The following is a 15,258-nucleotide window of genomic DNA, read 5'->3' as shown; positions in this document are numbered from 1 at the left end:
TTTTTAACGATTTTTGTTGTTAACGGCTAGTGAAACCGTCAGCACATATATCAGGTTATTGAGATGGGAAATACGAGAAAGTAAGTGTATGTACAGAATTGACACGCCAAAAACTGAAGAGCAATTAAACGCGTATTTTCAGTTTCGATGGGAAATGCTCAGAAAGCCCTGGAATCACCCACAGGGCTCTGAAAAAGACGAGTATGAGCAAGTTAGTGAGCATCGAATGGTCGTCGATGGTAGAGGGGATATTGTAGCGGTCGGTCGCGTACATATGAATATGTCAGAGGAAGCTCAAATACGGCATGTGGCTGTTTCTCCTGAACAACAAGGTAAAGGGTTAGGAAAGCTTATATTCTCAGCATTAGAAGAAGTTGCTCGTCAACAAGGTGCTAAACGACTGGTCACGAACAGCCGGCGAATATCTGTAGAGTTTTTTACTGCTTGTGGATTTGAGATTGAAAAAGAAGCCCCGACCGAAATGGGCAAACTCAAACGTTCGCAAATGATTAAAAAACTGTCTGATGTAAATCAAGTCATGTTGCATCCTAAATGGTGTCAAGAGCTCCAAAATACTTGGCACGAGACGATACCTATCAGTGAGCAAATGGGCATACAGCTACATCAATACAGCGGAAAAACCTTCGAAACTCGCGCCTCATTAAATAAAAATATTAATCTACACGGCACCATGTTTGCCGGAAGTATTTTTTCGCTGGCGACTTTAACTGGTTGGGGAATGATTTTTCTTAAGTTAAAGGAAAAAGGTTTATCAGGAGAAATCGTTTTGGGTGACGGTGATATCCATTACCACAAACCGATCACTATGCAACCTCGTGCTCTTTGCAACATAGAAACCCTAGATGGCAAGTTTGAACTCCTTGAACGCAACAAAAAAACCGCCATCAAGCTACAAGTTGACATTTTAGATGGCGAAAACCCTGTAGCAGAATTTAGAGGAGTATTTTGGGTTTTACCTGAGAAGTCCGAAAAAACAGATAGCTGAAGAAAACTATCGCGAGCCGATCAAAAAAGCCCCTGCTAGCAGGGGCTTTCGGGTTAACGCTAATAAAATCGTTAAGCGACCATCGCGTTTTGCAATTTCTTCATCGCGTTCTTTTCTATTTGACGAACACGTTCAGCGGAAACCTGATATTTTTCAGCCAGATCTTGCAGTGTCAACTTATCATCAGACAACCAACGTGTTTGAATAATATGCTGGCTACGTTCGTCAAGCGTTTTAATTGCGCTGTGTAGTCGTTTAGTAGCGTTAGCATCCCAATCTGAGTTAATGACATCACTTTCTACATCAGCGGTTTTGTCTTCTAAATATTGAACCGGTGCAAAGCTGCCACTTTCGTCATCATCCGCAGACAAATCAAATGCCTGGTCCTGACTACTCATGCGCGCTTCCATTTGCAGCACTTCTTTGGTACTGACACCTAACTCTTCTGCAACTTTTTGCACTTCAGCATGGGTAAACCAACCAAGGCGCTTTTTATTCTTGCGAAGATTAAAAAACAATTTGCGTTGTGCTTTGGTGGTCGCAACTTTTACGATGCGCCAGTTTTTAAGTACAAATTCATGAATTTCAGCTTTGATCCAATGTACAGCAAATGACACCAAGCGAACCCCCACAGTTGGGTCAAAACGCTTAACGGCTTTCATCAGGCCAATATTACCTTCTTGAATCAAATCAGCTTGCGGCAGTCCATAACCAGAATAGGATTTAGCAATATGGACAACAAAACGCAGGTGCGACATAACCAGCTTACGTGCTGCCTCAATGTCTTCATCACGTCGCAAACGTTCAGCAAGTTCGCGCTCTTCCTCTACAGACAACATATTAATGCTGCTAACAGCTTGAATGTAAGATTCAATACTGCCACTTTGAGGAACGCTCAATGCCATGGCTCGCATATTTGTGTTCATGTAAAACCTCGTAATTCGTTTCAGCCCACTAGTTTAACAAACTCATATGGGTGTTGCTACTTCTGTCTATACGACTAGACCGCGAAAAGGAGCAAAAAATTCATTTTTTTCTTCAATCAGAAGAGATGGGGACCATATTACAGATTAAAAGGTGTCAATTTGAAAAAAAATGCTACAGAATATTAAGATTAATAAATAAACAAATTAAAGCACGTAAAGGTTATTAGATGTTTGCATACGTTGCTAGACAAGCCATTTTTGATCGAGATAAGAATGTTCATGCCTACGAACTCTTATTCAGAGATGGAAAAAGTAATTGTTTTCCCGATATTGAACCTGATGAAGCAACCTCAAAGCTTATAACTGGCAGCCACCTAGCCTTAGGTGTTGAAGAAATAACCAGTGGAAAAACTGCATTCATTAATTTCCACAATGATACTTTACTTTACCGTTTTCCTACATCACTAGACCCGCATAGCATTGTCATAGAAATTGTCGAAACCGTGGATATTAGCGACCAACTCGTTAGCGCCTGCAAACATATCAAAAATCTGGGATACAAAATCGCTTTAGATGATCATGATTTTGACCCTAAATGGGATGTTTTAATCCCTTTTGTGCATACCGTGAAGGTAGATATAGTCGCTTGTGACTTTGACAAAATCAAACAAAACATTCAAAAATTCAAAGATGCGAAACTCAAGCTTGTAGCTGAACGTGTTGAAACCAAAGAGCAATTTGAGCGTTGTCTTGAATTGGGCTTTGACTCGTTTCAAGGCTACTTTTTTGCCAAACCCGAGGTGATGAAACAAAAAAACATTCCCTCTTCAAAATTAATTTTGCTGGATCTCATGCGAGTCAGCGCAAGTACAGATTTTGACTTTGAACGCATCAGCCAGATTATCGAAAAAGATGTTGCGCTTTCTTACATGCTATTGCGATTTATAAATAATCCAATAATGAATAAACGTAATAAAATCACGTCCTTGAATCATGCTTTAACCTACATGGGAGAAGTAGAAATCAAGAAATTCATTGCTTTGCTAGCCTTGGCAAATTTAGGTGACAATAAGCCGCCTGAACTTGTTCATTTATCTTTAGTTCGCGCTCGCTTTTGCGAATTAGTTGCTATCGCTAAAAAAGAAGCGAACAATCCACCAAAAGGATTTTTAGTTGGTTTATTTTCATTGCTTGACGCGTTACTAGACCAAAACATGGAACAACTTATGGAAAAGTTACCCTTATCGGATGACTTGAAAGGCGCGTTGTGCGGTATGCAAAGTCAGTTACGTGATTACCTGTCAATGGCCAGAGCGTTTGAATTTGGTGATTGGAGTGGAGTTAAACGACATGCTGCAAAACTTGCACTTGATCAACGCATGCTGCATAGTTTTTACAATGAGTCGATAAAGTGGGGAGCTTCGATGACAGGCTCCATCAGGCGGTAATTCAATTTTTTGATTGCAATCAACTTTAATAAACGTAAAAAAATAATTCTGAGGATTGATTGATGTTTGCTTTTGTCGCTAGGCAGCCAATACTGGATAGGGAAAAAGAAGTTTTTGCATATGAACTTCTGTTCCGCGATGGCAAAAAAAATTGCTTTCCTGAGAAGGAACTTGAGGATAAACCCGCTAATAAGGATGTGTCGAGCCAATTAAAATTGGAACTAGACGACATTTCCTGTCAAAAAATGTCGTTTATCAATTTTACTAACGAATCTTTACTTAAAGGCCTGCCCAATAGTCTGGATCCAAAAACAGTAGTTGTAGAAATCGGTGACGGCGAAGCAGGTGACCAAAGCCTCGTAACGGCTTGTGAAAGCATTCGTAATATGGGTTTTCAAATCGCCCTAAATGGTCCTAAATTAACCACAAGTAGCGAGCTTCTGGGCTTAGTAGATATTGTCAAAATTGACACCATGCAGCATGCCTACGGAACAATTGCTAAACAGATCCCTCGCTTTTCCACCGCCAAAGTAAAAATGGTCGCGGACAACGTTGATAGCCAGCAAGATTTTATTTCCTATAGCGATTTAGGATTTGACTATTTCCAAGGGTACTTTTTTGCGAAACCCGAATCTTTTTCTCAAGCCGCATTACCCGTAAACAAGCTTTCACTGGTTGAATTGATTGGTGAAACGACCAATGAGTCATTCGGAATAGCGCGGATCAACGAAATCATTGAACGCGATGTCGGCCTGTCATACATGTTATTGCGATTTATCAATAACCCTATGGTCAATAAGCGTTACAAAATTACGTCGCTAAAACACGCGTTGAATTACATGGGTGAGGTCGAAATTAAAAAATTCATCGCCTTGCTCGCACTGGCAAATTTGGCTGACGACAAGCCAATGGAGCTACTGCATATGTCATTGGTACGCGCCAAGTTTTGTGATCTGATTGCTAAACATCGCAAGGTAGGTGACAACCCTCCGACAGGTTTCATGGCAGGTCTGTTTTCGTTGCTCGATGCGTTGCTTGACCAAGAGATGAAAAGCCTAATAACCAAAATCCCTATTGTGGATGAAGTAAAATACGCATTGTGCGGTGGCGAAAACGACTTCTTCCTTTATATTATGCTAGCTCGAGCCTTTGAAAGTGCGACTTGGTTAAGAGTTAAGAAGATTGCTGATGAGTTGCATATGGACCAAAAGCTGCTGCACAGCATTTTTAATGAAGCGGTACTCTGGGGCAATAGTGTCCGTCAGTCCATTTCTCCACACTACCCTCGGGCTATCGCCAACTGAGTATACCCATATCGTTCATAAGGGTTTGACGTTACTTCGGTTCAATGCCTCGTACATGTTTGTGAACAGAAATCATTGAGCCGGTCAAACCAAGAAATACTGACACGCTGAGCATGATGATCAGCGCCTGAACGTCCATGCCTGTCAGGTCAAATTGTTTATCGTATTGCGCAGAAACCGTTTCAATACTTCCGCCCATCCACCACAAAAGAATCAGTACAGCAAACCAGGCCATTAAGCCACCTAACAACCCGTACCATATTCCCGTGTACATAAAGGGACGATGAATGAAGGCGTCGGTCGCACCAACCAGCTTCATTACCAAGATTTCCTCTTTGCGGCTCAAAATATTAAGTCTAATCGTGTTACCGATAATCAATACAACCGCCAAGAAGAGGAGTAGCGCCACCGCATAGATAAGCTCTTTGGCGATGTTAAGAAACCCATGAAGCCGCTCAAGCCACTTAATATCCAGTTTTCCTATCTCAACAAAACGCTCGCGTTGCAGTTTTTCGAGTAGCTGGGCAGCTGCTGTTGGGTGACTGTATTGTGAAGTTGGTTTGACCAAAACCACATCAGGAAGCGGGTTTTCATCAAGGTAAGATAGCGCTTCTCCCAATCCACTTTGTTGCTGAAATTCAACTAAACCTTGCTCTGCAGGAATAAATACAACTGAATCAATCTCTTCCCATAGCCCCAGTCGTGTCACCAGCTGATTCGCATCTTTCGATTGAGTAGACTTGCGTAAGAATAAAGTGATTTCTGATGCTTGCTGCCAGTTGTCGGCTATATTCTCAGCGTTTTTGACCAAAATAAAAAATGTACTGGGCAAAGTAATGCTTAACCCCAAAACGCCAATGGTCATAAAAGAGGCCAAAGGTGCACGCCAAAGCTCGCCTAAACTATTGATTGCTTGACGCATATGACTAACAAAGAACATTTGAAGACGTTGCAATGAACTAACTTTACTTGTTGATGCTCCCTGCATTCTGCCTTTAAACAAAATACTCATGACAGGTTTAGCTCCTCGCCATGGGATGTATCCCAATCCTCGGTTAGCCCATCTGTAATCATTTGTCCCTGCTTCAATGTCAAAGTGCGATACTTCATCCGCGCAATCAAGCCTAAGTCATGGGTTGCGATGAAAACCGATACGCCTGCCTGATTAAAATCTTCAAATAATCGAATGATTTCCATAGATAGCTTTGGATCAAGGTTTCCTGTTGGCTCATCTGCGAGCAAAAGGGGCGGCTTATTCACCACCGCACGAGCGATACCCACACGCTGCTGTTCCCCACCGGAAAGCATGATAGGTAGGTTCCGCACTTTGTCACGCAGCCCAACCATCTCTAATGCAGCGTGCACTCTTTTCGTTGTTTCTTTGTGAGAGTAACCTTCAATGATGAGCGGCAGTGCTACGTTGTCAAACACAGTTTTATCCATCAACAATTGATGGCTCTGAAAGATCATACCAATATCGCGCCGAATGTAGGCAATCTGGCGTCGTACAATGGTATTTAAGTCATGACCATTAATCAGTACTCTTCCTACCGTAGGCCTCTCCATAATACTGATCAGCTTGAGCAATGTACTTTTTCCTGCCCCCGAGTGCCCAGTTAAAAAGGCCATTTCCCCGGGTTCAATATGAAAACTGACTTTGCGTAAGGCTTGTTGCCCGCCAGGATAGGTTTTACTTACCTGCTCAAATTTAATCACTTAAACATTCTCAGTGTAATGTTAGTTAAGGCGTTTCATTGTCCTGAAACAAGGCTTCAACAAACTGTTCGCTTTGGAATGGGCGAAGATCGTCGATGCCCTCCCCGATGCCGATATAACGAATAGGAATTTCAAATTTGTCCGCAATGGCAAAGATGACTCCACCTTTGGCCGTGCCATCCAGCTTTGTTAACGTAATCCCCGTAAGCCCCACAGCTTCATTAAAAAGTTTTGTCTGGCTTATTGCATTTTGTCCTGTACCGGCATCCAAGGTCAACATGATCTCATGAGGTGCATCGGGATTAATTTTTTTCATCACGCGCACCACTTTTTTTAACTCTTCCATCAAGTGGTCTTTGTTTTGCAGCCGACCAGCTGTGTCTGCAATCAATACGTCGACATTTTTAGCTTTCGCTGACGCTAGCGCATCAAAAATAACCGAAGCACTGTCTGATCCCGTCTGTTGGGCCACAACAGGGATATCATTGCGCTCACCCCAAACCTGTAATTGCTCGACTGCCGCAGCTCTGAATGTATCACCCGCTGCAAGCATGACCTTTTTGCCTTGTTGTTGAAATTGCTTTGCCAATTTGCCAATCGTAGTGGTTTTACCCACACCATTGACACCAACCATAAGAATTACAAAAGGACCGTCGGATTTATTAAGATCCAAGGGAGCGCTTACTTTTTTTAGAATGTCTGACATTTGCTCTTTGAGCAGTTGATACAAGGCTTCACCATCTTTTAGTTGTGAACGGTCAGCCTTTTCTGTGAGCTCATTGATGACCTTAGTGGTTGTGTCCATGCCTAAATCAGCAACAAGGAGCTGCGTTTCTAGCTCTTCGAATAACTCATCGTCTATTTCCTTCCCTTTGAAAAGACTGACAAACCCACTGCCCAGGTTTTCTTTGGTTCGCGACAGACCTCGTTTGAGCTTTCTGAAAAAACCTTCTGGCTCTGGCTCTGGCTCTGGCTCTGGCTCTGGCTCTGGCTCTGGCTCTGGCTCTGGCTCTGGCTCTGGCTCTGGCTCTGGCTCTGGCTCTGGCTCTGGCTCTGGCTCTGGCTCTGGCTCTGCAATATGCTCTAATTCGATGCCAGACGAATCCAAATGTTCGTGCATTTTTTCCGGCTCGTTAGACGCATCGTCAGGCGGAGGATCGGCAATTATTGAATCGGTTTCCGGCGTATCATTTTGATCAAGTGGTGCAATATCTGCCGTGGAGTCTTGTTTTAGGGCATCATCTGCATCAGGAATTTTATGCGGATTTTCGGCTTCAATCCGATTTGATTGCTCATCTTCAGTGGACTGCGCGTCATTTTGGTTCTTATCTTTGTTGAACCACTTAAAAAATTTCGACATCTTGCTATTTTTTCTCTTACTTATGTTTGGTTAGCGTGTATTTTATCTCGCCATTTCTGCGTTAATTTCTAGATGGAATGTGCAGAATCTTTTGCGAAGGTTTACACTATCGGGCAATTCTCACCATCATAGCATTTCTTGGATTCATGAAGCGAGGCGTAAAAAAACAATCTGGTTCTACAGGATCTATTCGAGTGATCAGCGGAAAATGGCGAGGAAGAAAGCTTCCGGTACTCGATGCCGTAGGATTGCGTCCCACGACTGATCGAAATAAAGAAACTTTATTTAATTGGTTAATGTCTGATGTTCAAAGCAGCAAATGCCTGGATATGTTTTCAGGCAGTGGGGGGTTGGGCATAGAATGTCTTTCTCGGTATGCAGATTCTGTCACCTTCATCGAAAAAGATAAGATGGCTTTTGAAACAATTCGACGTAACCTTGAAACGCTAAATGTGGGCGCTGAACATGCCCGCTTGCACAAAGGAAACGCGCTAGAGGTTGCCCGTACGCTAAATTGTGTCTTTGATATTGTCTTTGTTGACCCACCGTTTAATCAACAGTTGGTACCAAAGTCTATTGAAATTATCGCGAAAATGAATCTGGTAAAAAGTGGTAGCAAAGTTTACATAGAATGTGAGCGTCAAAATCAGGACTATGCGGTACCATCTGATTGGCAGCTAAGCAAAGAAAAACAGACGCAGAATGTTTCTAGCCGACTATACACAGTAGTTTGAGTATTCGGTAAAGCAATACGTAAATAAAATGGAAAAGGTTAAGTTTTATATAACCTAAAACCAAATACATATTTCGGTCGATTTCTAGATCCCAAAACCTAGAATTAAAGTACTAAATACAGCGTATTATAACCCTAGTCTGACCAACCTATGCTACCTTGAACTAGGTCAGTAGAACAAAAATGGAGCTATCTGAATTCATGAGCCTATTTTGGATAACGGCAATCATGCTATTGGGTGTCACAGTGCCACTAGTCACCGAAAGGTTTGGCCGCACAGCGAATACTGTTTTCACAATGCTCCCACCCGCAATAGCTTTGGCATACATAGCGAGTTTAATTCCAACGGTATTGGCTGGCAATGTCATCACTGAGAGTCTGGAGTGGATACCCGCTGTTGGACTGACATTGTCAATGCGATTAGATGGTCTCGCCCTGATGTTTGCAATACTCATACTGGGTATTGGCTTGCTCATCATCCTTTATGCTCGCTATTACTTGTCCGAACGAGAAGCTGCAGGGCGATTTTTTGCTTATCTGCTTTTGTTTATGACAGCCATGTTGTCAATCGTGCTTTCGAACAATGTACTGCAACTTTGGATGGCTTGGGAAGTCACGAGTATTAGCTCATTCTTGTTGATTAGCTTTTGGTCATCAAAATCAGAATCTCGGAAAGGCGCGCGAATGGCCCTCACGGTAACAGGTGCTGGGGGTCTGGCCTTGCTTGCCGGGTTACTCATTATTGCCGACATTGCGGGAAGTTATGAACTAGGCGCTATTTTAGCAAGCGGAGACGCAATTCGAGATCATGCTTTGTATCCAATTGCTCTCATCTTGGTATTGCTTGGAGCGTTTACCAAGTCAGCCCAATTTCCCTTCCATTTTTGGCTACCCCATGCGATGGCGGCACCTACCCCGGTGAGTGCCTATTTGCACTCGGCGACAATGGTTAAAGCAGGAATATTCTTACTGGCTCGTTTTTATCCCATTTTATCCGGAACAGAGTTGTGGTTTTTAATCGTCACCATGACCGGCTTAATCACATTATTATTGGGTGCGTATGTTGCGCTGTTTAAACATGACCTAAAAGGATTGCTAGCGTATTCAACGGTCAGTCATTTGGGTCTCATAGTGCTGCTTTTAGGGCTTGATACCGAATTAGCCACTGTAGCCGCATTGTTCCATATTATGAATCACGCAGTGTTCAAGGCGTCACTGTTTATGGCAGCGGGTATTATCGACCATGAATCGGGCACTCGAGACATGCGTAAGCTAAACGGATTGTGGCGTTACATGCCCTACACTGCCACACTTGCGATGGTCGCAGCGGCATCAATGGCTGGAGTTCCGTTGTTCAACGGTTTCTTGTCTAAAGAAATGTTTTTTGCCGAATCTTTACACCAAGAAACATTAGGTTTCTTGTCGTGGATGATCCCCGTTCTAGCAACTCTAGCGGGAGTTTTTGCCGTGGCGTATTCCTTGCGCTTTATCCATGATGTATTTTTTAATGGTGAGCCGGTAAATCTACCAAAAATTCCTCATGAGCCACCGCGTTACATGAAAATCCCAGTAGAGGTGCTTGTAGCCCTATGTCTACTTGTTGGAATTTTCCCTGCATTTATGATCGGAAGCCTATTAGAGGCCGCAGCTACCTCCGTCTTAATGAAAGAATTACCTTATTACAGTTTGGCTATTTGGCATGGGTTTAATATACCACTGCTCATGAGTGTCATCGCGATAGTGGGCGGAGTTTTGGTGTATACCTATCGAAGGCACTTATACAGCTTCCAGGCACAATTCAAAGAAACCGACGCAAAACTTGTTTTCGAAGGCGTGATGCAGAAGATTGTCGCTTTCTCAGCAAAATTTGATGAAGGTTTAAACAACGGCTCCTTGCAAAGATATGTGGCGCTATTGCTATTGTTCACTATCGTTATTACTGCGATACCGCTAATCAACTTAGATGTTGCTGCTGCACATCTGCCCGACCAGCCTGTGACTTTTGTTGAGATCGTCGCTGGTGTCATTTTATGTTTAAGTGCAATAGCAACAGTTATCTATCATCGAAAACGTATGATTGCACTGATTACTCTATCGGTTGTGGGTTTGATTGTATCTGTCGCTTTTGCGCGTTTTTCTGCGCCTGATTTGGCCCTCACTCAGTTGGCCGTCGAAGTAGTTACTGTCATCTTGCTAATGTTAGCACTTTACTTCCTCCCGCAAAAAACGATTGCGGAATCTTCGCCTTCGCGAGTTGTAAGAGATCTTGGTATTGCCGCGGCTGTAGGTGGAGTTGTCGCGACAATCAATTATGCTTTTATCACCCAGCCGCTAGATAGTATTTCCGAATTTTTCCTGGCGAACAGTAAAACCGGTGGTGGTGGCACAAATGCCGTTAACGTGATCCTGGTTGATTTTAGAGGGTTAGACACCTTAGGCGAGATACTTGTTTTGGGTATCGCTGCGTTTGGTATCTTTAAACTGCTAACAGGCGTCAAATTGGCGATGCCTACTGCAAATTACAAAGGTATTCCTTGGTCAGAAGATCGTCATCCTCCTATTTTGACGGTGATTTCACAAAGCTTGTTGCCTCTAGCATTACTCGTATCGTTCTACATTTTTTTGCGAGGACATAACATGCCAGGTGGAGGCTTCATAGCCGGGTTAATTACGTCGGTAGCGTTAATCCAACAATATATTGCTCATGGTGTTGATTGGATCAAACCGCGTTTAAAAGTTAACTATCAGTCTCTCATCGCTTGGGGTGTGCTGATTGCGACTTTCACTGGCATTGGTAGCTGGTTCTTTGGACGGCCATTTATGACCACATGGTTTGATTATTTTGATATCCCATTTATTGGAGAAATAGAACTAGCAAGTGCGCTGGTATTCGACCTGGGGGTCTATTTGACAGTGGTAGGAGCGACATTACTTATTTTGGCGAGCCTGGGTAAGCTTACCTCAGTACACCGCCCTGTAGCGGAGGAATAATGGAAACTTTATACGTAGTGTGTGTCGGGGTGATGACGTTCTGTGGGGTTTTTCTTTGCTTAAGGGGACGAACCTTTTCGGTTGTAGTCGGATTAACCATGCTGTCTTATGCTGTGAATCTTTTTCTGTTTTCAAGCGGTCGGTTAAACCTAAATGGCGCTGCAATCCTAGGTATGTCTGAATCCTACGCCGATCCCTTACCTCAGGCCCTCGTCCTGACTGCAATTGTCATTGGATTTGCAATGATTGCATTTGTGGTCATTCTGTCTATCCGAGCGAGGGCTGATTTGGGTAACGATCTGGTCGATGGCAGAGATCCACCTGACACAGACAAATTGGTTAAGCCGATCAGGAGCAAACTATGATTGCGCATTTGCCAATATTGCCATTATTGATCCCTATGTTGGGTGGCCTGTTGATGTTGTTACCACCCTTTAATGGTAACGAAAAGTACCAATATCGCAGAGTGGCTTCATTGACCCTTATGTTGATCCAAGTCGCCTGTGCAATTTGGTTGATCCAAACGGTTACCCAAAATGGCCCATTGATGTATGCAGTGGGGGACTGGCAACCGCCATTTGGTATCATTCTCTATGCTGATCAGCTTTCAGCAATGTTAATTGCATTAACCAGCTTTTTAGGACTTGGCGTCACGCTCTATTCCTTTGCCGGAACAGACCGGGAAGGTAAATATTACCAGCCACTTATCCAATTCCAATTATTAGGGATCTACGGCGCTTTTTTGACCAACGATTTATTCAACCTCTTCGTATTCTTCGAAGTATTACTTATCGCGTCGTACACTTTGCTAATTCATGGCCCAGGAAAGCAAAAGACCGCGGCCAATGTTCACTATGTCATCCTAAACCTAATAGGCTCTAGCTTATTCTTGATTGCACTTGGAACACTGTACGGCACGACTGGCACGCTCAATATAACTGACATGTCTCAGCGTATTACGACTCTTCCGGAAGATCAGGCAATCATCGCTCAGGCAGGTGGTTCGTTATTACTGGTGGTATTTGGCTTAAAGGCTGCAATGCTACCTTTGCATTTTTGGTTGCCTCGCACTTATGCAGCGGCAAGCGCACCAGTAGCTGCACTTTTTGCCATCATGACAAAAGTCGGCGTTTATTGCATATTTAGAGTTTACACCGTGATTTTCGGCGAACAGGCGGGAGACTTAGCAAACATGGTTGAACCTTGGGTTTGGCCATTGGCTATCCTTTCAATCGCGATAGGTACCATAGGGGCATTGGCGAGCCCCAATTTGCGCACACTAGCCGGAAACCTAGTTGTCGTATCTATCGGGACCTTACTGATCGCTTTTGCGTTAAGAACGCCTGAAGCAACGGCTGCGGGTTTGCTTTACCTTGTACACAGTACGCTAATTACTGGCGCACTGTTCCTCATCGCAGATATGATTGGAAAGCAACGCGGAAAGGCATTCGATAGGTTTGTTGTTGCCCGTAAAATTAAACAACAATCCGTGCTGGGTATACTGTTTTTTGTCGCGGCGCTCTCAGTCGCTGGTTTGCCTCCATTTTCCGGTTTTCTTGGTAAACTTATGGTGTTACAAGCAGCAGTGGTGCCGGCAGAAAGAGTGTGGGTGTGGTCTTTAATTTTACTGTCGAGTCTGATGACGATTATTGCTTTATCCAGAGCTGGGACAACCTTATTTTGGCGATATGCCCCCAACAGCGACCCTGACGAGACAACGAATATTTCCAATTGGCAGCTATCTGGCACTATTCTGCTACTCGTTGCATCACCCGCAATCGTAATTTTTGGTGATGGTATGGTGCATTATACAAACGAAGCTGCCATGCAGTTGCACGATGTGAATAGTGTTGTTGAGATAATGAACTTAGAGGAAGCACCCTAATGAATTTTTTCTCCCGTGCGTTTCCCATGCCTTCACACAGCCTCATGTTGTTAATTGTGTGGTTGATGATTAACTCAACTGTTAGTCTTGGGCATATTCTTTTAGGGACGGTGCTCGCCATTGCCATTCCACTACTTTGTGCGCCGCTAAGGGTTCCGCAATCAGGTATTAAAAAACCGCTTAAAGCGCTGCTTTATGTCTTTGTTGTATTGAAAGACATTGTAGTTGCCAATTTGCAGGTCGCTTTATTGGTGCTTGGACCTTTGCGCAAGATTAAACCTGGGTTTGTTGCGGTTCCCCTGGATTTACCGGACACCTTACCCATCACCGTGCTTGCTAGCACTGTGACCATGACACCTGGCACAGTTAGCGCCGATGTGTCTAAAGATCAAAAATGGCTTTATGTGCATGTATTAGACATGCCTGACAATGAACAAGAAGTAATCGATTTAATTAAAAATCGCTATGAGTCTCGTATAAAGGAGATTTTCGAATGTTAGATATCTCTGTCATATTAGTGGCAATCATGTTGTGTATTGCATTGGTTTTCAACTTGTGGCGTCTGTTGATTGGCCCACACATTGTAGACCGCATTCTTGCGCTCGATACCATGTACATCAATAGCATTGCGCTGATCTTACTTTACGGCATTTATAATCGCACACCTTTGTACTTCGAAGCCGCATTACTTATTGCAATGCTTGGATTTGTCAGCAGTGTCGCCTTTGGCAAATACCTGCTTCGTGGCGATATCATTGAATAGGAGTTTTTATGAGTTTTGCAGTTGAATTGACGATATCAGTTTTATTGCTTATCGGCGGGCTATTCGTATTGGTAGGCTCTGTAGGATTACTTCGTTTACAAGATCTCTATGTGCGATTACATGCACCAACCAAGGCCACAACACTCGGCCTTGGCGGCATACTGATTGGATCAATGGTCTATATGTTCCACCTTCAAGGTCATGTGAGTATTAACGAACTACTTATCACCCTGTTTTTAGTGATTACTGCCCCGGTCACCGCTCACATTCTTGCCAAAGCAGCATTGCACAATCAGGTCGACACCATGGAACGCACGCGTAATAAACATCTTATTGCTACGGCACGTGAACAGTTGCCACCAGAAAAGAATGGGCAATCTAAAGAGAAAACTTGAGAGCTAAACAGCCTGAAAGATCTTCACAGTTGACGCTTGAAATCTATCAGAGACAAAACGCTATTTTGTCTCGAGTCTATATTTTAGAAATCTTTCACCTTCGTATTCTATCTCTGCTACAAAAATAGCGCCAAGCCTTTCAAGTGCTCTAAGTTTCTTTCGAGAAGGTGGCAGTAAGAAGGTAACAAACGGAATCCGCGGATCTAGCACAGCAAATTCAATCGCTTTTTTTGAAATGCGTGTACCCAACCCGAATGAATCTGTTTTCAGAACCAGACCAAAATCCCACTCATCTCCTTCTTTTTGAAAACCACCCCATCCGACATATTTGTCATCGAACAGTATAGCCCAATGTCCCAGACCATCCCTGCTCCAACATTTTTCTTTAGTCGTGATGAAGTTAACAACACTAGCTTCGTCCCATTTAAATTTCAAAAGTGGCATATGCTCAGAAATACGAGGTTCCGACATATGGGCAATGATTTCGCTTGATTCAATTTCTGACAATCTAGTGAAAGTTATCTCATGTTTCAATGTAGCTACCTTCATTTCGATTCTTGTTAAGTAACAAATGGACAATATTTCATTTTACAAACGACTGCAATTGGCGGCGAGTACACTTGGTCAAGACTAAGCGCAAAACCTAGTAAGTATTAAAAAGGTCATTGGTCGAAACAGCTTGTATTAGATGTTTAGGGAATTTATGACGTTCGCATTCGCGATGAAGGGAA

15 protein-coding genes are annotated in these 15,258 nt (G+C 43.2%); 10 read left to right on the top strand and 5 right to left on the bottom strand.

Translation table 11 applies throughout. From position 1 onward, the window contains the following. Positions 1-88: 88 nt before the first annotated feature. Positions 89-1,006, top strand: a complete 918-nt coding sequence (locus FM019_RS19995) for a bifunctional GNAT family N-acetyltransferase/hotdog fold thioesterase (RefSeq protein ID WP_143837872.1) — start codon at positions 89-91, stop codon at positions 1,004-1,006. 71 nt (positions 1,007-1,077) lie between these two features. On the opposite strand, the gene rpoH is transcribed toward FM019_RS19995, so the two are convergent. Further along, a complete protein-coding gene (rpoH, locus tag FM019_RS19990) occupies positions 1,078-1,932 on the bottom strand; it encodes an RNA polymerase sigma factor RpoH (RefSeq protein WP_143837871.1) in 855 nt (284 codons plus the stop codon). A gap of 227 nt (positions 1,933-2,159) precedes the next feature. Here rpoH and FM019_RS19985 point away from each other — a divergent pair, with 227 nt between their 5' ends. Together FM019_RS19985 and FM019_RS19980 are read left to right on the top strand one after the other, a co-directional pair. Beyond that, on the top strand, positions 2,160-3,380 hold the full coding sequence (locus tag FM019_RS19985; protein ID WP_143837870.1) for an EAL and HDOD domain-containing protein: 1,221 nt from the start codon (positions 2,160-2,162) through the stop codon (positions 3,378-3,380). Between the two features lie 62 nt (positions 3,381-3,442). Then, positions 3,443-4,684, top strand: a complete 1,242-nt coding sequence (locus FM019_RS19980) for an EAL and HDOD domain-containing protein (RefSeq protein ID WP_143837869.1) — start codon at positions 3,443-3,445, stop codon at positions 4,682-4,684. Between the two features lie 31 nt (positions 4,685-4,715). On the opposite strand, the gene ftsX is transcribed toward FM019_RS19980, so the two are convergent. The 3 genes from ftsX to ftsY are packed head-to-tail and all read right to left on the bottom strand — an operon-like array spanning position 4,716 to position 7,760. Next, the gene (ftsX, locus tag FM019_RS19975; protein WP_143837868.1) at positions 4,716-5,696 is read right to left on the bottom strand and encodes a permease-like cell division protein FtsX; all 981 of its coding nucleotides are present in this window, start codon (positions 5,694-5,696) and stop codon (positions 4,716-4,718) included. Further along, a complete protein-coding gene (gene ftsE / locus FM019_RS19970) occupies positions 5,693-6,400 on the bottom strand; it encodes a cell division ATP-binding protein FtsE (RefSeq protein WP_143837867.1) in 708 nt (235 codons plus the stop codon). The genes ftsX and ftsE overlap by 4 nt, the downstream gene beginning before the upstream one ends. A 25-nt stretch (positions 6,401-6,425) precedes the next feature. After that, positions 6,426-7,760 (bottom strand): signal recognition particle-docking protein FtsY, encoded by a 1,335-nt coding sequence (gene ftsY / locus FM019_RS19965; protein WP_143837866.1) that lies wholly within the window; start codon positions 7,758-7,760, stop codon positions 6,426-6,428. Between the two features lie 146 nt (positions 7,761-7,906). On the opposite strand from ftsY, the gene rsmD reads away from it, so the two are divergent. The 7 genes from rsmD (at position 7,907) to FM019_RS19930 (ending at position 14,527) form a co-directional block, all read left to right on the top strand. Continuing rightward, positions 7,907-8,494 carry a 16S rRNA (guanine(966)-N(2))-methyltransferase RsmD gene (gene rsmD / locus FM019_RS19960; protein ID WP_143837865.1) on the top strand — a complete coding sequence of 196 codons (588 nt, stop codon included), beginning with the start codon at positions 7,907-7,909 and terminating at the stop codon, positions 8,492-8,494. Positions 8,495-8,694: 200 nt separating this feature from the next. Continuing rightward, positions 8,695-11,484: a monovalent cation/H+ antiporter subunit A gene (locus FM019_RS19955; protein WP_143837864.1), complete on the top strand. Its 2,790-nt coding sequence runs from the start codon at positions 8,695-8,697 to the stop codon at positions 11,482-11,484. After that, positions 11,484-11,849 (top strand): Na+/H+ antiporter subunit C, encoded by a 366-nt coding sequence (locus FM019_RS19950; RefSeq protein ID WP_143837863.1) that lies wholly within the window; start codon positions 11,484-11,486, stop codon positions 11,847-11,849. The genes FM019_RS19955 and FM019_RS19950 overlap by 1 nt, the downstream gene beginning before the upstream one ends. Next, positions 11,846-13,369 carry a monovalent cation/H+ antiporter subunit D gene (locus tag FM019_RS19945; RefSeq protein ID WP_143837862.1) on the top strand — a complete coding sequence of 508 codons (1,524 nt, stop codon included), beginning with the start codon at positions 11,846-11,848 and terminating at the stop codon, positions 13,367-13,369. Before FM019_RS19950 ends, FM019_RS19945 begins: the two co-directional genes overlap by 4 nt. Then, positions 13,369-13,869 carry a Na+/H+ antiporter subunit E gene (locus FM019_RS19940; protein ID WP_143837861.1) on the top strand — a complete coding sequence of 167 codons (501 nt, stop codon included), beginning with the start codon at positions 13,369-13,371 and terminating at the stop codon, positions 13,867-13,869. Before FM019_RS19945 ends, FM019_RS19940 begins: the two co-directional genes overlap by 1 nt. Continuing rightward, positions 13,863-14,132 (top strand): K+/H+ antiporter subunit F, encoded by a 270-nt coding sequence (locus tag FM019_RS19935; RefSeq protein ID WP_143837860.1) that lies wholly within the window; start codon positions 13,863-13,865, stop codon positions 14,130-14,132. The genes FM019_RS19940 and FM019_RS19935 overlap by 7 nt, the downstream gene beginning before the upstream one ends. Positions 14,133-14,140: 8 nt before the next feature. Further along, a complete protein-coding gene (locus FM019_RS19930) occupies positions 14,141-14,527 on the top strand; it encodes a Na+/H+ antiporter subunit G (protein WP_143837859.1) in 387 nt (128 codons plus the stop codon). Between the two features lie 60 nt (positions 14,528-14,587). On the opposite strand, the gene FM019_RS19925 is transcribed toward FM019_RS19930, so the two are convergent. Continuing rightward, positions 14,588-15,076: a GNAT family N-acetyltransferase gene (locus FM019_RS19925; protein WP_143837858.1), complete on the bottom strand. Its 489-nt coding sequence runs from the start codon at positions 15,074-15,076 to the stop codon at positions 14,588-14,590. Positions 15,077-15,258 lie beyond the last annotated feature (182 nt).

Source organism: Aliiglaciecola sp. M165 (genome assembly GCF_007197995.1).
GTDB lineage: Bacteria > Pseudomonadota > Gammaproteobacteria > Enterobacterales > Alteromonadaceae > Aliiglaciecola.
Note: the sequence above shows the minus strand (reverse complement) of the source record. Positions and strands in the feature narration are given on the sequence as shown.